Here is a 20,989-nt window from a genome sequence, read left to right as displayed (position 1 = left end):
CATAAACAATAGAGTCCAATATTACTAGACTATATTGATAGAGTATATGTTGAAATCAATAATTAATAACATCTATGTCAAAAATGGCTTTAGCACTATCACGTTGAATATAGTTATGAAATTAAAATAGTTACATTTCAAAAAGCAAACAAATCATATTATCACATGAATATAACAAGAAAATACTTAGCCCCCCTTATTAAGTATATATTTCACAAACACAAACCCGTTGTTGGCTATGTTACAGGCCCTAACTTTGGTGATGCCTTAAACATACCTCTATTTAAATTATGTTTTGGATGGAATGCAGAAAGCAATCCTTTTTTAAAACGATACTTTTCAAACTATATTTTCATTGGTAGCATTATTGAAAGAGGGAACAATAAAAGCATTATACTAGGAGCTGGAATTATTAAGGAAGATGAAATATTAAATTATAAACCGAAAAAAGTCATATCTGTAAGAGGAAAACTTTCTCGAAATATCTTACTGAAAAATAAAATAGAGTGCCCTGAAGTTTATGGTGATCCCGCTCTATTACTTCCTTTATTCTACTCTACTCCGCGAATTTCTAAATATAAAATAGGTATAATACCACACTTTAAAGATGCTAATCTGCCTTTAATAAAGGAACTATCTATGGTTAGTGATATAAAAATAATTGACATTTTATGCGGTAAAAATTACAAGAAGTTCATAAATGACATTCATGAATGCGACATAATTGTTTCTAGTTCTTTGCATGGAATAATTGTTTCCGATGCCTATAACACACCTAATGTATGGTGCGAATTTTCTGATAATGTAGAAGGTAATGGATTTAAATTTCATGACTACTTTAGTTCTGTCAATATTAAACGTCCTTTACTTAATGCTAAAGATTTAAGCATACATAACTTCTTCAAATCAGTGGATAAGATTACTTCTACTTACGAGCCAATTCAGTTTGATAGTGAGAAATATTTAAACTATCTAATAGAAAACATAAAATAATCCCATAAATGCATATCCTCCTCATAGTTTCCTGGTACAAAACCAAAGAAAACCCTATTTCAGGTACTTTTTTTGAAGAACAAGCACGAGCCTTAGCTAGAATTGGAAATACAGTTACCATATATTGCCCAAGTTTTATACCATATACATCAAAAGAAAAAGAAGTTTTAACCGATTATAACGATAATGGTATACGTACAATAAGCCAAAGTATCAAGGCTTTGATACCACGTTCAAGAAAGTTTAACTATAAGCACTTAGCAAAAAATGCCTATAAAACGCTTCAACATTTGGGTATATTATCCCAAATAGATATTGTACACGCCCATACATTTAGATTTGCAGGTATAGTAGCTTTAAAAATTAAACAGGAAGTAAAGATAAATTATGTAATAACTGAGCACTTCACACAACTCACTGTTGATGATGGCATTACTCATAAAGTTGATTTAAACTATGCAAAGACTGTATATGTTAACGCATTAAAATGCTTTGTTGTATCAAACTACTACAAAAAGCAAATTGTTGCGAAATTACAACTAGCAGAAGATTTATTTGAAGTCCTTTATAATATGGTTAATAAGATTTTTCTTAATGAAAAATTACATTCAAAAAAAAAACTTATAATATTTTCAACTGGATTTTTAATAAAACGCAAAAATCATACCTTACAATTAAACTCATTTAAATTACTACTTAGAAGCAATCCTGCTGCAATATTAAAGATCGCAGGAGACGGACCTGAAATCGAAAGTATTAAAATTAAAATAAAAGAATTGGGCCTTAATGATAATGTTGTACTATTGGGTTCTTTAAATAGAGTTCAATTATTAAAAGAGCTAAAAAAAGCGAGCTTATTCATACACACTAGCTTATACGAAACTTTTGGTGTAGTACTAATCGAAGCTTTGGCAATGGGTATACCTATTGTTGTTCTGGATTCAGGTGGACCAAGAGATATAGTTAATATCAATAATGGAGTATTAGTAAAGGAAAATAATGCTACTTCTTTTTGTAAAGCGATGATAGATGTTATAAACAATATTGATGACTTCAATCCTGAGGAATTACGAAAAGATTGTAAGCAGAATTATTCTGAAGAAGTAATAATATCACAATTAGAGAATACCTACAGTACAACTAAAATTTTTAAAAAAACACACTAGAAGTGATTTACAATTTATACTTAACATATAACGATGAAAAATATTGTTATAAACTAAATAGGGGTAAGGATATAAAAAGCTCTTTGGATGCTAAACAACCCATGTAATGTTTCATATTCTTTCAGTCTCTTTTATTTAACTATTTGTCAAAACATGAAATTATTGTATTCTCAAAGAAAGCTAATATTATTCTGCTATGATACTTATAAAGTAAAAATACTAATAAATACTACGAATATATTAAATATATAAACGCATATGATACCCGTTACAAAGCCCTTTTTACCACCCAAGCACGAATACGATGCACTAATAGAACAAGTGTGGCAACGCAATTGGCTCACCAACAATGGGCCATTGGTAAACGACTTGGAGCTAAAGCTAAAACAACATTTGGGCTTAGAGCATTTATTATTTACCACAAACGGAACTGTGGCGCTACAAATAGCCATTAAGGCATTAAACCTTACAGGGGAAATAATCACCACACCCTTCTCCTATGTGGCAACCAGTAGTTCCATTGTTTGGGAAAATTGCACACCCATATATGCCGATATTGATGCCCACAGACTAACCATTGACCCTTATAAAATTGAAGCTTTAATTACAGATAAAACCACAGCAATATTGGCTACCCATGTTTATGGTATACCTTGCCATATTGAGGAAATTGAAGCCATTGCACAAAAACACCAACTAAAAGTAATATACGATGCTGCACATGCCTTTGGGGTTAATTACAAAGGAAAATCCTTGTTAGCCTATGGCGATATCTGCACACTAAGTACCCATTCTACCAAATTATTCCATACTATTGAAGGTGGAGCAGTAATCACCAAGAGCCCTGAACTTTTAAAACGCTTGGCTTACATGCGAAACTTTGGCCACGATGGTACCGATAAGTTTAATGGTGTGGGTATTAATGGTAAAAACTCCGAATTCCATGCTGCCATGGGATTGGCTAACTTACCACATATCAATACAATTATCGAAAAGAGAAAAGCCGATAGCTTATTATACGATTCTTGGCTACTCGATAAGGGCATAACTAGGCCTAGCATACCAAACGATACAGATTATAACTACAGCTACTACCCTATTGTATTCCAAAACGAGGACGATTGTATAAAAGTATTCAATAAACTAAGTGCAAACGAAATATTTGCCCGCCGTTACTTCTACCCTTCTTTAACTGAATTGGATTACGTGGATAAACAAAGCACCCCAGTTTGTGATAACATAGCACCTAGGGTATTGTGCCTACCTTTGTATTACAGACTATCACAAGCTGAAATTGATATGATTTGTAGGTTAATTATAAGAACCTTGAAGTACTAATTTTTTATTCTTACACCTTACAGGTTTTAAAAACCTGTAAGGTGTAAGAAATAAAAACCAACTAACAACTATGGACAATCTTCAAGCAAATTATTACTATCACATATACAACAGAGGTATAAACAGTTGTAATCTTTTTGAGGATGAAAATAACTACACCTATTTTCTGAAACTATACGAAAAATATATTAATAATATTGCGGATACTTACGCTTGGGTGTTAATGCCAAACCACTTTCATCTTTTGGTGCGCATTAAACACCCGACAGGTTTTCGAAACCTGTCGGGTGTAGAAGAGAAACTAACAAAACCGCCACACCAATATTTTTCAAACTTATTTAACGCTTATACCAAAGCTTTTAATAAATATCATAACAGACATGGAGCACTATTTGAACGTCCGTTTAGGCGCAAGTTAATTGATTCAGAAGATTATTTAAGGCAGCTCATTTTATACATCCATAATAATCCTGTACACCACGGCTTTACCAATCATCCCATCGAATATGGATGGAGCAGCTATCAAACATGTGTATCAGAAAAGGAAACTAAATTAAAACGAAACAAGGTAATAAGCTGTTTTAACGATATAAATAACTTTGAATATTGCCATAATAATTCAATTGATATTGAAGAAATAAATAATTATTTAGGAATATAATACAGGATACAATACACGACACCTGACAGGTTTTAAAAACCTGTCAGGTGTATAAATAATAATTACTTATGCCCTTTTTAACAGAAAAACAATTGTCGCAAATTGGCTTTAAATGCTATGGGGAAAATGTTCTCATCTCCGATAAAGCTTCCATATACAGCCCTGAAACAATTAGCATAGGTAACCATGTGCGTATCGATGACTTTTGCATACTCTCGGGTAATATTACATTAGGTAACTACATCCATATTTCTGCTTACTCTGCACTATATGGTAAAATGGGTATTATAATGGAAGACTATACAGGCCTATCGCCACGTTGTACTATTTTTAGTGCTAGCGACGATTTCTCTGGTGAATACATGATTAGTCCAATGGTACCTACCCAGTATACTAATGTACAAGGCGGAACTATTACCTTACAACAATTTGCGCAAGCAGGTGCAAATACAGTTATATTACCCAATGTTACTTTACATCAGGGGGCCGTTACTGGAGCCTTGAGTCTAGTAAAAAGCAATATACCCGAATGGGAAATACATGGTGGAACACCTTGTAAATTTATAAAAACAAGAAAAAAAGACTTGTTAAAACACCTGACAGGTTATTAAAACCTGTCAGGTGTAATAAAGAATAATATGAACAACACTACAAATACACCTATGGTATCGGTATGTATGATTACCTATAACCACGAAGCCTATATTGGCGAAGCCATTGAAGGAGTGTTAATGCAAAAAGCAAACTTCCCCTTTAAACTAATAATAGGGGAAGATCATAGTACCGATAATACCAGGGCTATTTGCGAAAAATATGCTGCTAAACACCCCGATGTAATAGAATTATTACCAAAAGAAGAAATCAACTTAGGTATGATGCCTAATTTTATAAAAACACTTAAAGTCTGCAAAGGCAAATACATTGCCCTTTGCGAAGGCGATGATTATTGGATAGATGAAAATAAACTGCAAATGCAAGTTGATTTTTTGGAAGAGAATGAAGAATATAGCCTAGTATTCACTAATAGACACATTCTCAATCCTTCTGGGATATTGTCAAACAGCATTGGTACAATAGATACGTATACAAAGGATGATATACTTAAGGGATTTATACCTTGGACGCAAACAATACTCTTACGAAATAATAAGATTATACCCTCATTCTTAAGGAAACATAATCAATGTCCATCAGGAGATAGACTTATTAGTTATATTTGCTCTACCTTAGGGCCTCTAAAAAGATTAGATAACATTACAGCTGTTTATAGAGATAGCGGCTATGGGGTTTGGAGTAGTATTCCTGTAAAGGATAAATTAAAAACTTCAACTGAAAGATATATTGATTTCATCAATATGGTTAAACCAAACAATTCAACCGAACTAATAAATCTTAAAATTAATAAGGCTAAACTAGAGTTTTTACGTAAAAAACCTATATCATATATCATAAATATGATATATGATAATATTTTTACAAAAAGAACGTCATTCACTTTATTTTTATTCAACTCATTTACAAAAAAGTATTTGAAATCATAATAGTAATTAATTTAGACAACGTATTCTTTTCGAAAAAAATAAAGCAACCTTCCCTACCAATGTTCTTAGGCAAGAGTGCAAAAACAAAATTACCGAAGACATAATTGCAAAGGCATAGTCATTAGTGCATCTGCATAGACAAGTATCGTAATGTGTGACGATAAGTTTTACCCTAAAAATAAAGAAACTGACAAATTGAATCCAACTAAAAATAAAGGCATCTACCTCATACAAGAACCAGCCTGCTTAAATCCCACATCAGGTGCTTTTCAGCACATAAAAATGGGTTTAAAACACCTTGGTACAGCATATAACCTAGTACCCTATTTAGGAACAAACACCTTGGATATAGCTGCTATAAAAGCACAAAAATGCACTACTAATAAACAGAGTACCTATGTTACAAAAAAAAGCCATTGGTTAAAAGGAAGTGTAAAAGACCTACTTGCCCTATGTAAAGGCATTTATGCCATAATACCATTAATAAAAGCGCTAAGAAAAAAACAAGCACAATTTATTTACGAGCGCACTTCGTATTTAAATATTGCTGGTTTAGTGGCAGCTAAAGCCCTTGGCATACCCCATTTTTACGAGGCAAATGGTTTGCAGTTTCAAAGTAAAAAAAAGTATTACAACTCCTTGTTCACACATATAGCCCGATATATTGAGAAACTACAATATAAATACAGCACACACACATTCTTTATTGGGAGTTATGGTAATTATTGGCAATTAAAAGCCAATAATTGGACTAATAGCGAAAATGGTATTGAAAAGGATTTAATAAGTGATACTATACCCTCAAAATTAAACGATGGTAAAATACACCTAGTATTTGTAGGTAGCTTAATGCAACACCACAGACCCGATATACTTAAAGCTGCCCTACTCCTTTTAAACCCCAGTAAATACCATTTACACCTTGTTGGAAGCAAGTTAGATAACTTGCATGCGGAGCTTTTAGCCAATAATGTACCTGTAACTCACCACGGTTTTATAAAGCGCACAGAACTAAAAAAGGTAATAGAAAAGTTTCACATTGGCATAATTGCAGGTAGTCCTGAATACCAATCGTGTATGAAGTTATTCGATTACGCATTGGCAAACTGTGCCATTGTTGCACCGAATGTGGATGTACTAAAAACAAGCTTCGATAAAGAACTTTGTTTTTTTAATGGAAGTGCAACCTATATGGCCAATAAAATTGAACTATTAATGGACAATAAAACCCTAATGCAACAGTATGCGAAAGCTATTAACGATACTGTAAAAACTAATTATACTTGGGAAAATATATTTGCGAATAAAAAACAAGTAATTAGCAATTCCCTTCTATGAACATTCTACATCTAAACGATAAGATCACCATATCAGGTGGTGTCGAGGTATATATTGAGCAACTTTTGAAATATATGCCTCAATATAACATACAATCACATTGGCTTGGTATTCATAAAAATAATAAAAGCTATTCCATTTCAGAATATGGCCAAACATCAGTAACCCTTGAGGTATTATCCTTTAATGATACTGTTGCATACCTAAAACAATTTATTGCAAAATATTCCATAGATATCATACACATACATAGTATTAGCAACCCGCAACTAATAGATGCTTGTTTTAAATTGGCTCCTGTTGTACGTAGTATGCACGAACCGCGGATAGTTTGCCCTGGGCATGGTAAACTCTTGCGCAAATCAGAAGAAATATGTACACGTAAGTTTGGCTTACATTGTATATATCATTCTTATAAGGAAGGCTGTTGTAACCGCCATCCAAAGCGATTAATACCTGCTATCAAAAACACCTACTACGAAGTAAATAAGGCTAGTAAAAAATATAAATGTATTATTGCCATGTCAGACTTTATGAAAGGCGAGGCAATTAAGGCAGGTATTCATAAAAATAAGGTAATGTTAAATCCTTATTTTACTGAAAATACACGACAAATAACAAATGTTGTACATACCGAGGATAAGCGCCTATTATATATAGGGCGACTGTCTAGAACAAAAGGCGTACACTATCTTATAAATAGTGCGATATCATTGCTTGACAAAGGCCATAAAATAATTATTGATATTGTGGGTGATGGTCATGATGCTCATTATTTTAAGAGTTTAGTGCCTGATCATTTAAAACAATACTTTGTATTTCATGGCTGGCAAAGTAGAGACCAAATTAATGAACACCTTGCTAATTCCTATTTACTTTTGTTTCCATCAATTTACCCTGAAGCATTTGGCATATCTGGTATTGAGGCCATGATGCATGGCAAACCTGTAGTTGGATTTAATGTTGGCGGTGTAAGCACATGGCTAAAAGAAGGAATAACAGGATATTTGGTTCATGTTAAAGATTCCGACATGTTTAGTGAAAAAATTACTGAACTTATAGTTGACCAAAAGTTATATGCTAAAATGTGTATTAACGCAAGACAATATGCCTTAGAACAGTTTTCTCCTGAAGTCCATATGAAAAAACTAATAAACGTGTATAATTCCATACTTTCACAATAAGGTCATGCACATAATTCAGATTATAAGCAATTTAGAGCTTGGTGGCGCACAACTAATAATGCTAAACCTTTCCAAGTCCTTGCTTACGCAAGGCCATAAGGTTAGCATTATTAGTATTCTAAACACTACCAAACAGCAAATAGAAATACCTAAAGAAATAAGTGTATATACCTTAATTAATCAGGTTTCTTTAAAGCACAATGTATTTAAATGTATTTATAGCTTTTATCGCTTAGCACAACTAATTAAAACGCTGAAAGGCGATATTATACATTCACACCTTCTATTGGCCAAACTTTTTTTACTAAATGTAAAAAACACACCAATAGTAGATACACAACATGATAATTCTCCTTGGTGGTATTCTAATGATATAAAATCTAGAATTAACCTGAGCACCGAAAAGTATTTTGTAAAGAATAAAGCACTGCATAGTATTGCCATTAGTAATTCGGTAAAAGATGGACTCATTAAGCACTGTAAATTAAATCACAATAAAGTATCAACAATATATAATAGTATCTCAATTAAGCAAGATTCTAATACTAACGATAAAAACGCCTCTGCTGAGAGTATTTTATTTGTGGGTAGATTGAGTTTAATTAAGAAAGGTTTAGATACCCTTGTTGAAATAGCCGAACTATTGGCCATAGATTTTCCAACTCTAAAAATTACAATTATTGGTGATGGCGATGACCGCCATAAATTTGAAAACATGATTGCTTCCAAGGGGCTTGAAAAACATTTTTCCCTGTTAGGCATGCAAAAAAACGTTGCAAAATTTTACTCAAAGGCTAGTATACTTATTATGCCATCTCGTTGGGAAGGTTTCGGCTTAACTGCAGCAGAAGCAGCAATAAAAGGAGTGCCCGTTATAGCAAGTAATATTGGTGGTTTAAACGAAGTGGTTTTAAATAATAAAACAGGTTATACTGTAAATCCAGAAAACCCAAAAGAGTTTGTTGATAAAATTAAGATATTAATCAAGGATAATAAATTATTCCATAAGATGTCATTAAATGCAATAAAATCAGCTACAGAGCGCTTTAACCACGATAAGTTTGCTAATAAGCATGTAAGGATATACAATAATTATAAAAAAAAACGCATTTTATAAATAACAAGTATACATTTATATGTAAATACTTATTAGTATTCAATTTCATATTCCCAATCCTATAGTTGTACTAGATCAACTTCACACAGTATTATAACCCTTAAAATAAACCATGCTTTTTAATTCCATAGAATTTACGATTTTCCTACCTATTGTATTTACCTTATACTGGTTGCTTAAGTCGAATATAAAGGCACAAAACACCCTTATTTTACTAGCTAGCTACCTCTTTTACGGATGGTGGGATTGGCGCTTTTTATCACTGATTGCCTTTAGTACCCTTGTTGATTATGTAGCAGGATTGCAAATTCATAAAAGCGAAAAACACAAACATCGCCGTGCATGGTTACAAGTAAGCTTGTTGGTTAATTTGGGTTTCTTGGGCTTTTTTAAATACTATAACTTTTTTGCTGATAACTTAGTAGAGGCTTTTACATTTTTTGGTAGTCCGCTAAACGTAGATTCATTAAACATCATATTACCAGTGGGTATCAGCTTTTATACCTTTCAAACATTAAGTTATTCCATCGATATTTACCGTAAAAAGTTAGAACCTACTATAGATTTTATTGCATTCGCTTCTTACGTTAGTTTTTTTCCACAATTGGTAGCAGGCCCCATAGAACGGGCAGTTCACTTATTACCACAGTTCAGAATAGAAAGACATATTTCTCCAAAGCTATTACAGACTAGTCTTAACTTCATATTAATTGGGATATTTAAAAAAGTGGTAGTGGCAGATCGATTAGCTCCCTATGTGGATCATGTATTTACATCGTATACCGATACATTATGGCTAACTATTATTATTGGTATATTCTTCTTTGCTATTCAAATATACTGCGACTTTTCCGGTTATTCAGATATAGCCATTGGTGTAGCTCGTTTGTTTGGCTTTGATTTAATGCTAAATTTTCACTCTCCGTATTTTGCCAACTCTTTTACTAGTTTCTGGAAGCGTTGGCACATTTCGCTATCTACTTGGTTTAAGGACTACTTATATATTCCATTGGGAGGTAACCGAGTAAGTACTATTCGGCACAAAACAAATCTATTCATCACATTTTTAGTTAGTGGTTTATGGCATGGTGCCAATTGGACATTCATAATATGGGGAGCCACTCATGGTTTTATGCTAGTATTAGAAAATAGTATAACAGAAACCAATTTATCTAAAAAAATAAAACAAAACAGATTATATTCTAAGCTAGCAATTATACCCATATTTTTAATGGTATGCTTAACTTGGGTATTCTTTAGAGCCCCTAATTTGTGTGTAGCAACAGATATTTTACAAAGAGTGTTCTCTCCTAGCCTTATACTAAACATACCACAATTGTGTGCGTATTTGGGTCCTCTGAATCTTGCTCTATCTCTTCTTGTCATAGGCATACTCTTTATATTAGATTTGAAGTATCCACCCATAAAGATTGCACTATCAAATGTGCGTTATCAAAATATATTAACTATTGCCTTATTATTATTAATCATCTTCTTAGGCAAAAATAACGAAGTTGCCTTTATCTATTTTCAATTCTAAATGATGTATAAAAAAATAGTTTTACCATTTATAATTACCTTGTTTCTAGTTTTTATAATAGGCACTATATTTGAGAAATTTTTAGTACTAAATAGTAGTATTTCAGGGGCTGCTAAGGTAAACACAATTCTAAATAAAAATAAAAAGCACGAAATAGCAATAATAGGTTCTTCAAGAGCGAACAGTTCGTATATACCATCAATATTAGGTTCTCAATATCATAACTATGGTATAGATGGAACTTCTATGAATGTACATTTAAAACTACTTAATGCGGAACTACACAAAGATAAAACAACACCCATTATTTTTAACCTTGATTATAATATATGGGGCAATGGCACAGGTGATATAAATAATTATATTCCTTGTGCTACACAAGCTGTCGTAAAAGAATTATTAGGTGATAAATATAAGTTTTACTTTAGTATCCCCAGTATCAAATATTATGGAAATTACGAACATTATATAAGGTACTATCTTAACGAAAGGATGCAGTTAACAAAGATTATTGATAATGGAGCTAGTTTAGAAACAAATAAATTAAGTAAAGCTGAATTCGCCAAACTAATAAACAAAAGACTAAATAGTAAGACCAAATATAATCGCAATGTATATCAATTTAATACACTGAATGCTACAATAAAAGATAACCCTCATAGGCACTTCATTTTTGTTATAGCTCCTTATCATATAAGTGCTATTCAGTCTTTCGAAAACAAAAAAGAATTCTATAACGATGTAAATGAACTTACTAAACATGCAAACAGTACATTGCTCGATTATTCGAACTTCGAATTAGGTGATAGTAAATTTTTAAATACCACGCACCTCAATTACGATGGTGCAATTTTGTTTAGTGAAGCCTTAAAGGATACTTTATGCGGTCTATTACAATAGCTATCCTCTATAGTTACTCTTTCTTTATGCATCCCAATTACCTTGTTACTTGCTAGAAAGCATAACTCTATTGGTGTTAAAAAACGGTCCAAACTATTAATCTTTCAATCTATTTACCTCATAACCCAATTACCTTTTTGCACCCTAAAATCTATATACTACCTTTATCCACCTAAATATAAAAGCCTTCATAATTTGACCGAGATAATAAATTTATTCAAGCAATACAATAATATATGGACTGCGCTATTTGTAATGATAGTGGGTGGTGTTTTTGCCGGTATTGCTGGTGCCTGTATCGTTTTACTATTTTATATAGCAACACAGCAAAGCCAGTATAAAGACGAACTATTGTTGGTACTATTCTTGTGCGTATTTTTTTTAGGAGATAACTTCAGTGGGCGTTTGGGATTTGCCAATAACCTTAGATTTGTGTCATTGGGGCTCAGTTTAGTCTACTTTAGCCATTATAATATATTTGACCAAAACTTGGGTAATAAGATATTACCCTTCACTATTATTGCAGTTGGTATTACTTTATTGTATTCGCCACTTGGAACGTTAGCTGTCTTAAGAGCTGTAGCCTACTGGCTTATGGCCTTGGTTGTATTTAAGGCTGCAAGTGTGAGTTTTAACAAAACAGCTACTCAAATATCCTACATTATACTCTTTTTTATTGCCCTTTATTTTTTAGTAAATATTCTCTTATACTTTGTACCTATTGCATCATTAAAAATATATGTAGCAGGTCGTTTTAGTGGTTTAATGGCCAACCCTAATGGTTTAGGTATATTGGCCACACTATGCTACCCCTTTACTGATTTATTTAGGCGCCGTAAGGAAATAGAAATACATCCAAAACTATTTATAGCCATTAAATTAGGTATTTTATTTATTGCCATATTAACAGGCTCTAGAAATACCCTATTATCCATATTAATTTACGAAACCGCAATGAAGTTTAGTAAGAACAAGGGTATGTTATTTGTTAGTCTAGCTATTTTTTCCTTACTATATTATAGCATTTCAGTAAACGATATTATTGCCCTTATTTATTACCTCGACTTAGGTGAATATTTACGTGTGGATAGTCTATTGGATGGTAGTGGCCGTACCCAAGTATGGGAAGTGGCTTGGGAAGAGGTAAAACGTTCGCCGTGGTTAGGCAATGGTATGATGTACGATAACCATTATATAGCCGAATATAGAAGAGTTGTTATTGGCCCTAATGCTGAACGTGCCTGGTCGGGTATATGGAACTCATACTTAAGCTTATTACTAAATGTGGGAATAGTAGGTGTTGCTACATATGCTTATTTCGTTAAAGAAATGTTTAAAGCTGCTCAGCTAAAAGACTTGGCATTTGCCTTTATTCTAATGACGGCATTTTCTGCCATAACAGAATCGTGGATGGCTGCTTCTATGAACGCTTTTACGCCTATGTTCTTTTTGTATTGGGCGGTGCAGGCTCAGCCGATGGAGGGAGCAATGGGGCAAGAGGTAGATAGGTCAGGAGGTGATTAGATCATTAGGCCGGTAGATATCTAGATCGATAGGTCATTGGGTGGGTAGCTTATTAGGTCAGTAGGTCAAGGAGCTTAGTAGATCAATAGGTGAGGTTAAGAGCTTAATAGGTCATTAGGTCTGTAGATCATTAAGTTTGTAGGTCAATAGATGAAGAGATCGTTAGGTCAATAGGATATTAGACTAACAAGCCAATGATCTAATAATCTAACGACCTAAACTCCTATTGATCTAATTCCCTAACTACCTAATGACCTAAGAACCTAATGTGCTCTAAACTCCTAACAACCTATTGACCTAACTACCTAATGACCTAGGAACCTAATCCCCTTTTATCTAAAAATCCCTACCTTCGTACCATGTATAATAACGAATCAGAGAAACTAGAGTTAAAAGCATCCTTTGGAGAATGGAAAGAAATAATCATTTCATTGGGCGCATTTGCCAATAATAAAGGAGGTAAAGTTATTGTAGGTATTAATGACGATGGTTCCCCTGCTAACATGCAGGTTGGTAAAACTAGTATCGAGGACTTTGTAAATAAACTTAAGAACAATACCGATCCTATTTTATACCCATCAATAAATATTAAAACCTTTGCCTTGGGCGAAGTAGTAGAAATTGAAATTAAGCCTTCGGATTATAAGCCTGTATTCACTTTTGAAAAAGCTTGGATAAGAGTTGGTAAAAGCAATATTAAACTATCTAACGCAAAACTAAGAGAGTTTATGCTTAGGTATGCAAACATTGACTTTGATAGTCAGATAACGAAGAACTTCGCTATTGATTCTGCATGGAAGGAAAAATTTAATATAAATACCGAAAGCTCTGCTGTAACCATAGCGGACTACCTTTGCCTCAGCCTTAAAAACGAACGTTATCCTCAAGCTATTGTTAAAGCAGCTCGATTTAAAGGCAATGAGCCTGTAGTATTTATTGATAACATTAGTTTTAATGGGGGCTTGTTAAGTATAACCGATCAGCTTATTTCATTTATAAAAAAGAATATTAAGTTTCGCTACGAGATTAGTGAAAAGGCAGTACGTAAGGAAATATGGGAGTATCCTCTAGTTGCTCTTCGTGAAGCAATAATAAATGCCTTGGTGCATCGCGACTATAGCGACAGTGGCAATATTCAAGTGCGTATTTATGATGATAGCCTAGAGATTTGGAGTCCTGGATTATTACCCAAAGAGTTAAATATAAACACACTACACAAAAATAGTCGATCAATACCGCGTAATCGAAATATCCTTAATATATTTCATGTAGCAGGTGAAATTGAGAATTGGGGTACTGGTTTTGCTCGAATCAATAGAGCATGTATTGATAATAACAACCAAACGCCGCATTACAGTGAGCAATCCGGAGCTTTTGTAATAAAGTTAAAGCCATCACTTTTAAAGGATAAAAGTTCGGATAAAAGTTCGGATAAAAGTTCGGATAAAAGTTCGGATAAAAGTTCGGATAAAATATTACATTTCATTAAAGCAAATCCTTCCATAACAACCAAAGAGTTAGCCAATCTATTAAATATTTCAACAAGAGGAGTAGAAAAACAATTGGCCAAATTAAAAGAAAACAATATGATTATGCGCAAAGGAGCTAAAAAAGGTGGCACTTGGCAAATCCTCTAACAACCTATAAATCTAAAACCCTAAACACCTAATGACCTAATCCCCTAACAACCTAAACATCTAATGACCTAATAATCTAACTACCTATTAACCCAAACAATCATAAACAAATAAAATGAACATATTAGTACTATACACAAGCTTAACCGATTATTGGGTGGCATGCATGCGATACGATTATAAAATCAATGGTAATAAATACCTTGTTTTTAGACAAACACCCAACCCTAATGCACCTTTTCAGCTAAACTCCGAAGAAGGTATAGAGATAAATAACCAAAGTGATTTTGAGCTGGCTGCATTACAAGTAAAAATAAAAGAATTTAACCCAGATATGATTTATATATCAGGTTGGGTAAACAAAAAATATCTCGCTATTGCCAAAAGCTACAAAAGTAAGGGCATCCCAACTATTACAGGTCTCGATAACCAGTGGAAGGGTAATTTAAGACAACGCATAGGTGCATTATTGGCGCCTTGGAAGGTAAAAAAATACTTTTCGCATATATGGGTGGCAGGTATGCTGCAATATGAATTTGCCCGTCAGTTAAAATTTAAACCACAGCACATATTAAATAACTTATACTGTGCCGACTTGGATAAATTTAATAACCCTACTATTGCATACAACAAGCGTTTCGTTTTTATTGGACGATTAGTACACCACAAAGGTGTAGATCTTTTAATGGAAGCATTTAAAAAATTAAAAGCGCAACACAATAGCGATTGGGAGCTGCATGTAATTGGCAATGGCGACTACATTGATGAGTTAAAGCAAATAGAAGGCGTAGTGCATTACCCTTTTATACAACCACAAGACCTACCTGCCGAATTACACAAAGGCGGTGTTTTTGTGTTACCAAGCCGATACGAGGCCTGGGGCGTTGTGGTTCAGGAAGCAGCAGCAGCAGCCATGCCTATGATATGTAGCGCCTCGGTAGGAGCAGCACGTCATTTATTACAAAATGGCTATAATGGCTATACTATAAACGATAATTCGGTATCCGATTTATGCAAAGCCATGCATAAAATAAGTACATTACCCAAAGATACGCTTACCCAAATGGCCAAAAACAGTGGCAGTATCTCAACAAATATTAACCATGCCATGTGGAGTGCACAACTCAATGAAGTGAAGTGATGCATCTTGTAATTATACTCTTGAATAATCGTTCTACGAGTACTTTGGCATCCAAAAAATCATCAATGATGATACTTTCCGAGAGCAACTCATCCAAAAAGGACTAGAAAACGTAAAACGATTTGATATTAAAGAAATAGCTAGGCAATATGGTGCTATATATAAAGCTCTTTAGACCTGTCAGGTTTATTAGCGCTATGCAATAAACCTGACAGGTCTAAAGTATTTTTTTTACTACTCAATAAAATCGTCGCCATCCGAGAAACTATAATTATCTTGGCAATACTTAAGGTTCTCCTTATCCCCAAATATTTTAATAACAGCCTCACGTTGTAAATTTGTATCCTTCGAACTAATTAATGCAAATTTAATTAGTTCGAAGGAAGCTAATAGCCATGTTTCAAGTTAAACTTTCTGCCAAAACTAGCACGTTTACAGTATTATTTTTTACACGAAGTTTGCCTAGTGTTTTATTGGAACTTTAATTTCCTGGGGTCTTGACGAGAATCAAAAAGTCTAGCGATTTCAATACCTTCAAAAACCTCTCGGTAGTATAAAGTATTTTGTTTTGTTACAACACTTTTCCTGATATGCAATTCTAGATTAATTATTGGAAATATTTTTGGGTCTTCAAGAATCAAACGAACATTATCATCAATCTTATTGATAAATTTAGTAATCACGCGTTGGCTCCATTTATTCTGCAAATAATCAAGTATAGATATTAAATCTTCTTCAGCTGCAGTTGACCAAATGACCTTTCTACTATTTACCATATTGATTTCGAATACTCGTCATTACATCATTATGACTTCTTCCTTCGCCATTATTTAATTGGTCTATACCAAGTCTTATTGCGGCTTGCTGTTCTGATGTTAAATTTTGCCAATCATCAATCTCACTTTTACCATTGATATAATTTATTAGCATTCCGTAAGCTTCTTCTAGGTTATTTCCTTTAAGAGAGTCTAGTTTCCGAAATAAGTCTATTTTAATCTCTGCTGCGTTCATAATTATATACTTTTTATAAAGATAAATATAATTGCATTAGATAGGAAATAACCTTGATTATTTTTGCATTAGGCACAACGTTTTCAATAAAAGCCAAACCTCCAAAACTCAGCCTAGCCAGATTTAAAAATATTTGTCAGGGTGAATCCCCCTATTATAAATATGATAATAATTGCCGGGTAGTAGTTTTTGGGTATAATTGGTCATAGGCATAAATATCTACCTATAAATATAGCTTTTTTTATTTTTTATACCTATCTAGTTTACTGGGCAGAACGCTAATAAACAGGATAGATATATTTAAAAAATAAGTAATAAGTTATATCATTCAACCTCCAAAATTATAATAGGTATCATTAATAAACCTAATCATAATGAAATCTACATTTTGCAATATGTATTTCATCTTCTTTCACTTGATAAATGAGTCTATGTTCTCCATCAATTCTTCTATACCAAAACCCTTGGTAATTATGTCTTAAGGGCTCTGGTTTCCCAATACCAGTATAGGGTTCTCGAGAAATAGATTTTAGCAACTCATTTATTTTATGTACATATTTCTTATTTGTTTTCTGCCAGTACAAATAGTCTTCCCATGATTCATCTACAAAAATATACTTCATCAGTCAAGTAATTCTCTTTCATAGGAATCTTTAGTTTTAAACTTGTCAATTGCTGAGTCAAGTCGTTTTTTATTTGTTTTTGATGACATCTCATGTTGAGTTGCACATAATGAATTATATTCTGCCAGCGACATAACAACTATTCCACTGTCTTTACCGCGATTAATAATCAAGGTTTCAACATTCTCTATAACACTATCCATGTAGTGCTTAATGTCTTTCCTAAAGTCCGATAACGTCGTAGTTAGCATGATTTCTTATTTTTATATGTACATATTGTTGTACAAATATAGATACATTTAACCATAATTCCAAACCTAAGGCTTACATCACATTATTCGATTGGAACAACCTTCCAATCGCTGCTGCAGAAGTCCCCTTCATATTGCTCATCCTAAAAAAACAACTCCCTATACCCCTCCACTAAATCCTTATTCTCTACAAATTGCACTGCTCTTTTTCTTGCTCCATCGCACCAAATATTAAAGGAATCTTGCTCCATATTGAGCAAAGAATTTAAGGCATTTGTATAGGCACTTTTATTATTTAAATCCAAGTCATAACCACACTTCTCCTGCTCTAAATTCCTCCACGGAGTTTGGTCACTGATTAGCACAGGCCTAGCCGTACTTAAACTCTCCAATATTACATGTCCAAAGTTCTCCCCACGTGTTGGCATATATAGCACGTGATATTGCTGTATGGTCTCACCCACTAATGAGGCTTCAACGGTTCCTTTATAAGTCACCTTTATATTTGATGGTAATTGGCTAATTACTTTCTCACATTGTTTCCAATATTCAGCATCATATATTTGACCATATAAATCGAAACTAAGCGTACCAATATCTTGAGGTAACTCTGCCAATCTTTCAATGGCAAATAAAGTATTCTTCTCTGGCGCTATACGGGCCAAGCTAACCAGCTTAAGACTTCCCTTTTCTTTCTCTATATTTTTCTGAACTGGTAACTCCTTCTTAGGTAAGTTATCAGCGATACATACCTTTGTTTTAGTACCAATTGAACGGTATATATCCTGTTCTTCCTTAATATTAGTAGCATGAAAAATAACGTTCCGATATAAACCTGCTAGTTTACACAACCTCAAAAATAGACGTTTCTTCCCTCCTTTTACAGCAATAGCACTTTGTGCCAACATACCTCTTGAAGCAACTATTACCTTTTTAGCATTTAATTTATGCGCAACTAATAAAGGGGTAATAGAAAACTTAAGAGAATATATCCCATTAATATAAATACTGTCAGGATTTATTTCTCTTACTAAGTGCCGATATGTAGTTTTGTTTTGATGCTTAGCATCTGCATAATAAACTTTTACACTATCACTAAATAGCTCCCAACAATTACTTTTCACATCAGCGTAAGGAGTTGTTTCTGTATAATCTGTATTACGAGTAACAATATAAAAATCGTACTCATCCTTTAAGTACTCCACCATATTAGCCATCGATCGAACAGGCCCTCCCGCTTTGTATCCGGGCAAAAACCAATCAATAAAAATGAGGATTTTCTTCTTAGTAGTCATGCAGCAAAGATATTATTTTAGACTAGAGATAGTAAATTATAGAAGTTAGAGTTTTTAAAATAGTATCAAGTATCAAGTATCAAGTATCAAGTATCAAGTATCAAGTATCAAGTATCAAGTATCAAGTATCAAGTATCAAGATAAAAGTTTGAGGTTGAAATAACCAATCACCCACAGTAAAAGGAGATTATTTAGAAATGTAAAGCATTACAGCCTTCAGGCTTCACACTAAAAAAATCAATCCCCCTATCTTTCACCTTGATTTTGAATAAGTTTTATATAAACCCCCTTCGCCAAGGGGGAAGTTGCTTAATGTAATTGATCATTTATAAGCTTAAATGCTGTTCGTCATTCCGAGCCGCCAACCAATAAAAATTAGCCATAATGAGTTGATGACAGGGATCAAGCCACTTGTTAATAGATGTTAATGATAATTTCATAAAGCACTATTAAACAGGTAAATATAATTTTCTGTCATTGGTAGGAACGAAGGAATCTCAAGGTGAGCTGTAAAACACTGCTACCCTCAGCCTTCACACTAAAAAAAATCAATCCCCCTATCTTTCACCTTGATCTTGAATAAGTTTTATATAAGCCCCCTTCACCAAGGGGGAAGTAGTGTAATGTAATTGATCGTTTATAAGCTTAAATGCTGTTCGTCATTCCGAGCCGCCAACCAATAAAAATTAGCCATAATGAGTTGATGACAGGGATCAAGCCACTTGTTAATAGATGTTAATGATAATTTCATAAAGTACTATTAAACAGGTAAATATAATTTTCTGTCATTGGTAGGAATGAAAGAATCTCAAGGCGAGCTGTAAAACATCTTAATACTTTTGTCTTGATACTTGATACTATAAAAAAGCTGTAAAACACAAGTGGCTGTCAACTTCACACATCTGACTAAATAAATTATTTTAGTCTATTTTCTATATCCATACATTGATGCAAGATTCTGACTATCTCTACTACATCATCATCAGCCATTCTATAAAAAATAAGATGAGATTTCATTCTCGACATTCTATAACCAGGACGCACATAATCAATATTTCTACTTAAATTAAAGTGCGCTGCAATAAACTCGATCTCATTAATTATTAGATTGTTATATCTATCAGCTTGCCCTAAATACCACTTTTTTTAAGGTATAAAGCCAAATATTCTCAAGGTCACTTATTGCCAATTCACTAATTCTATATGGATGCATCATTACAAATGCTTCTTATGTAATTTGGCTAAATGAGCTTTGGGGTCAAAATCCTCAACCATACCACTGCTTTCGCCCTCTATCAAGGCAGTCCTTAGTTCTTTTATTTTCAGCTCTTCTGACTCTAACAACCTTAAAGCAGAACGTACCACTTCACTTGCAGAACTATATTTACCAGATTCTACCTCACTAAGTATAAAACTTTCAAAGTGACTCCCTAATGATATCGATGTATTTTTTCCCATAACACTTCTTTTCTTCAAAATTACCAACTGTTGGTAACATATGCAAGTGCACTCTTTCTATAGATAATTGAAATGTAGTGATCAGTCTAAAGTCAGTAGAAAGGAGTTATTCTACTTTAGCAAGAAGCATTCTTATTGTCTTCTCAAACCACAAAAGCACCCGTCATTCCGAGCCACCACCCAAAAAAAATGGACATAATGAATTGATGACAGGGTGAAAATAATTTACCTTAGTTATTCAATCTACACAGTTGTAGCCGACCTCTCGTAT

The 20,989-nt window shown here is 33.4% G+C and carries 20 protein-coding genes and 1 pseudogene; 14 read left to right on the top strand and 7 right to left on the bottom strand.

Annotated elements, in window-relative coordinates; all coding sequences use genetic code 11:
* Window positions 1–165 precede the first annotated feature (165 nt).
* The 14 genes from QMO11_RS19465 (at window position 166) to QMO11_RS19400 (ending at window position 16,080) form a co-directional block, all read left to right on the top strand.
* Window positions 166–993 carry a polysaccharide pyruvyl transferase family protein gene (locus QMO11_RS19465; RefSeq protein ID WP_282039418.1) on the top strand — a complete coding sequence of 276 codons (828 nt, stop codon included), beginning with the start codon at window positions 166–168 and terminating at the stop codon, window positions 991–993.
* Window positions 994–1,001: 8 nt separating this feature from the next.
* Entirely contained in the window at window positions 1,002–2,159 is a 1,158-nt protein-coding gene (locus QMO11_RS19460; RefSeq protein ID WP_282039417.1) for a glycosyltransferase family 4 protein, read from the top strand.
* A gap of 258 nt (window positions 2,160–2,417) precedes the next feature.
* Window positions 2,418–3,497, top strand: coding sequence for a DegT/DnrJ/EryC1/StrS family aminotransferase (locus tag QMO11_RS19455; protein WP_282039416.1), 1,080 nt, complete (start codon window positions 2,418–2,420; stop codon window positions 3,495–3,497).
* A gap of 70 nt (window positions 3,498–3,567) precedes the next feature.
* Window positions 3,568–4,158, top strand: coding sequence for a transposase (locus QMO11_RS19450; RefSeq protein WP_282039414.1), 591 nt, complete (start codon window positions 3,568–3,570; stop codon window positions 4,156–4,158).
* A gap of 68 nt (window positions 4,159–4,226) precedes the next feature.
* Window positions 4,227–4,769 (top strand): acyltransferase, encoded by a 543-nt coding sequence (locus QMO11_RS19445; protein WP_282039412.1) that lies wholly within the window; start codon window positions 4,227–4,229, stop codon window positions 4,767–4,769.
* Window positions 4,770–4,796: 27 nt separating this feature from the next.
* Window positions 4,797–5,699, top strand: a complete 903-nt coding sequence (locus QMO11_RS19440; protein ID WP_282039410.1) for a glycosyltransferase family 2 protein — start codon at window positions 4,797–4,799, stop codon at window positions 5,697–5,699.
* 150 nt (window positions 5,700–5,849) lie between these two features.
* Window positions 5,850–7,037 (top strand): glycosyltransferase family protein, encoded by a 1,188-nt coding sequence (locus tag QMO11_RS19435; protein WP_282039408.1) that lies wholly within the window; start codon window positions 5,850–5,852, stop codon window positions 7,035–7,037.
* Window positions 7,034–8,221 (top strand): glycosyltransferase family 4 protein, encoded by a 1,188-nt coding sequence (locus QMO11_RS19430; protein WP_282039406.1) that lies wholly within the window; start codon window positions 7,034–7,036, stop codon window positions 8,219–8,221. Before QMO11_RS19435 ends, QMO11_RS19430 begins: the two co-directional genes overlap by 4 nt.
* Before the next feature lie 4 nt (window positions 8,222–8,225).
* Window positions 8,226–9,338, top strand: coding sequence for a glycosyltransferase family 4 protein (locus QMO11_RS19425; protein WP_282039404.1), 1,113 nt, complete (start codon window positions 8,226–8,228; stop codon window positions 9,336–9,338).
* Window positions 9,339–9,450: 112 nt separating this feature from the next.
* Window positions 9,451–10,878 carry an MBOAT family O-acyltransferase gene (locus QMO11_RS19420; protein WP_282039402.1) on the top strand — a complete coding sequence of 476 codons (1,428 nt, stop codon included), beginning with the start codon at window positions 9,451–9,453 and terminating at the stop codon, window positions 10,876–10,878.
* Window positions 10,879–10,881: 3 nt separating this feature from the next.
* Window positions 10,882–11,778, top strand: coding sequence for a hypothetical protein (locus tag QMO11_RS19415; protein WP_282039400.1), 897 nt, complete (start codon window positions 10,882–10,884; stop codon window positions 11,776–11,778).
* A 195-nt stretch (window positions 11,779–11,973) separates the two neighbouring features.
* Window positions 11,974–13,302 carry an O-antigen ligase family protein gene (locus QMO11_RS19410; protein WP_282039399.1) on the top strand — a complete coding sequence of 443 codons (1,329 nt, stop codon included), beginning with the start codon at window positions 11,974–11,976 and terminating at the stop codon, window positions 13,300–13,302.
* 359 nt (window positions 13,303–13,661) lie between these two features.
* A complete protein-coding gene (locus QMO11_RS19405) occupies window positions 13,662–14,939 on the top strand; it encodes an ATP-binding protein (protein ID WP_282039397.1) in 1,278 nt (425 codons plus the stop codon).
* 115 nt (window positions 14,940–15,054) lie between these two features.
* Window positions 15,055–16,080, top strand: a complete 1,026-nt coding sequence (locus tag QMO11_RS19400) for a glycosyltransferase family 4 protein (RefSeq protein WP_282039395.1) — start codon at window positions 15,055–15,057, stop codon at window positions 16,078–16,080.
* Window positions 16,081–16,550: 470 nt separating this feature from the next.
* Here the strand turns inward: QMO11_RS19400 and QMO11_RS19395 are convergent, their stop codons facing one another.
* The 7 genes and pseudogenes from QMO11_RS19395 to QMO11_RS19370 all read right to left on the bottom strand — a co-directional run bounded on the left by QMO11_RS19395 (window position 16,551) and on the right by QMO11_RS19370 (window position 20,718).
* Entirely contained in the window at window positions 16,551–16,856 is a 306-nt protein-coding gene (locus QMO11_RS19395; RefSeq protein WP_282039393.1) for a type II toxin-antitoxin system RelE/ParE family toxin, read from the bottom strand.
* On the bottom strand, window positions 16,846–17,091 hold the full coding sequence (locus QMO11_RS19390) for a hypothetical protein (RefSeq protein WP_282039391.1): 246 nt from the start codon (window positions 17,089–17,091) through the stop codon (window positions 16,846–16,848). Before QMO11_RS19390 ends, QMO11_RS19395 begins: the two co-directional genes overlap by 11 nt.
* A gap of 365 nt (window positions 17,092–17,456) precedes the next feature.
* The gene (locus QMO11_RS19385; RefSeq protein ID WP_282039389.1) at window positions 17,457–17,714 is read right to left on the bottom strand and encodes a Txe/YoeB family addiction module toxin; all 258 of its coding nucleotides are present in this window, start codon (window positions 17,712–17,714) and stop codon (window positions 17,457–17,459) included.
* On the bottom strand, window positions 17,714–17,965 hold the full coding sequence (locus QMO11_RS19380) for a type II toxin-antitoxin system Phd/YefM family antitoxin (RefSeq protein WP_282039386.1): 252 nt from the start codon (window positions 17,963–17,965) through the stop codon (window positions 17,714–17,716). The genes QMO11_RS19385 and QMO11_RS19380 overlap by 1 nt, the downstream gene beginning before the upstream one ends.
* Before the next feature lie 143 nt (window positions 17,966–18,108).
* Window positions 18,109–19,260: a glycosyltransferase family 4 protein gene (locus tag QMO11_RS19375; RefSeq protein WP_282039384.1), complete on the bottom strand. Its 1,152-nt coding sequence runs from the start codon at window positions 19,258–19,260 to the stop codon at window positions 18,109–18,111.
* A 915-nt stretch (window positions 19,261–20,175) separates the two neighbouring features.
* A pseudogene (locus QMO11_RS22005) lies at window positions 20,176–20,388 on the bottom strand (type II toxin-antitoxin system RelE/ParE family toxin); the annotation flags it as partial.
* Window positions 20,389–20,475: 87 nt separating this feature from the next.
* A complete protein-coding gene (locus QMO11_RS19370; protein WP_282039382.1) occupies window positions 20,476–20,718 on the bottom strand; it encodes a type II toxin-antitoxin system ParD family antitoxin in 243 nt (80 codons plus the stop codon).
* Window positions 20,719–20,989 lie beyond the last annotated feature (271 nt).

Origin of the sequence: Saccharicrinis aurantiacus, assembly GCF_947489045.1 — a bacterium.
In the GTDB taxonomy this organism is placed as follows: domain Bacteria; phylum Bacteroidota; class Bacteroidia; order Bacteroidales; family Marinilabiliaceae; genus Saccharicrinis; species Saccharicrinis aurantiacus.
Note: the sequence above shows the minus strand (reverse complement) of the source record. Positions and strands in the feature narration are given on the sequence as shown.

Bases quoted from the DNA above. Each gene is read 5' to 3' on its own strand.
- QMO11_RS19385 (WP_282039389.1), bottom strand. From the start codon at position 17,714: ATGAAGTATATTTTTGTAGATGAATCATGGGAAGACTATTTGTACTGG.
- QMO11_RS19395 (WP_282039393.1), bottom strand. From the start codon at position 16,856: ATGGTAAATAGTAGAAAGGTCATTTGGTCAACTGCAGCTGAAGAAGAT.
- QMO11_RS19380 (WP_282039386.1), bottom strand. From the start codon at position 17,965: ATGCTAACTACGACGTTATCGGACTTTAGGAAAGACATTAAGCACTAC.
- QMO11_RS19440 (WP_282039410.1), top strand. From the start codon at position 4,797: ATGAACAACACTACAAATACACCTATGGTATCGGTATGTATGATTACC.
- QMO11_RS19400 (WP_282039395.1), top strand. From the start codon at position 15,055: ATGAACATATTAGTACTATACACAAGCTTAACCGATTATTGGGTGGCA.
- QMO11_RS19415 (WP_282039400.1), top strand. From the start codon at position 10,882: ATGTATAAAAAAATAGTTTTACCATTTATAATTACCTTGTTTCTAGTT.
- QMO11_RS19375 (WP_282039384.1), bottom strand. From the start codon at position 19,260: ATGACTACTAAGAAGAAAATCCTCATTTTTATTGATTGGTTTTTGCCC.
- QMO11_RS19435 (WP_282039408.1), top strand. From the start codon at position 5,850: ATGTGTGACGATAAGTTTTACCCTAAAAATAAAGAAACTGACAAATTG.
- QMO11_RS19390 (WP_282039391.1), bottom strand. From the start codon at position 17,091: ATGAACGCAGCAGAGATTAAAATAGACTTATTTCGGAAACTAGACTCT.
- QMO11_RS19465 (WP_282039418.1), top strand. From the start codon at position 166: ATGAATATAACAAGAAAATACTTAGCCCCCCTTATTAAGTATATATTT.
- QMO11_RS19450 (WP_282039414.1), top strand. From the start codon at position 3,568: ATGGACAATCTTCAAGCAAATTATTACTATCACATATACAACAGAGGT.
- QMO11_RS19460 (WP_282039417.1), top strand. From the start codon at position 1,002: ATGCATATCCTCCTCATAGTTTCCTGGTACAAAACCAAAGAAAACCCT.
- QMO11_RS19370 (WP_282039382.1), bottom strand. From the start codon at position 20,718: ATGGGAAAAAATACATCGATATCATTAGGGAGTCACTTTGAAAGTTTT.
- QMO11_RS19445 (WP_282039412.1), top strand. From the start codon at position 4,227: ATGCCCTTTTTAACAGAAAAACAATTGTCGCAAATTGGCTTTAAATGC.
- QMO11_RS19420 (WP_282039402.1), top strand. From the start codon at position 9,451: ATGCTTTTTAATTCCATAGAATTTACGATTTTCCTACCTATTGTATTT.
- QMO11_RS19425 (WP_282039404.1), top strand. From the start codon at position 8,226: ATGCACATAATTCAGATTATAAGCAATTTAGAGCTTGGTGGCGCACAA.
- QMO11_RS19455 (WP_282039416.1), top strand. From the start codon at position 2,418: ATGATACCCGTTACAAAGCCCTTTTTACCACCCAAGCACGAATACGAT.
- QMO11_RS19405 (WP_282039397.1), top strand. From the start codon at position 13,662: ATGTATAATAACGAATCAGAGAAACTAGAGTTAAAAGCATCCTTTGGA.
- QMO11_RS19430 (WP_282039406.1), top strand. From the start codon at position 7,034: ATGAACATTCTACATCTAAACGATAAGATCACCATATCAGGTGGTGTC.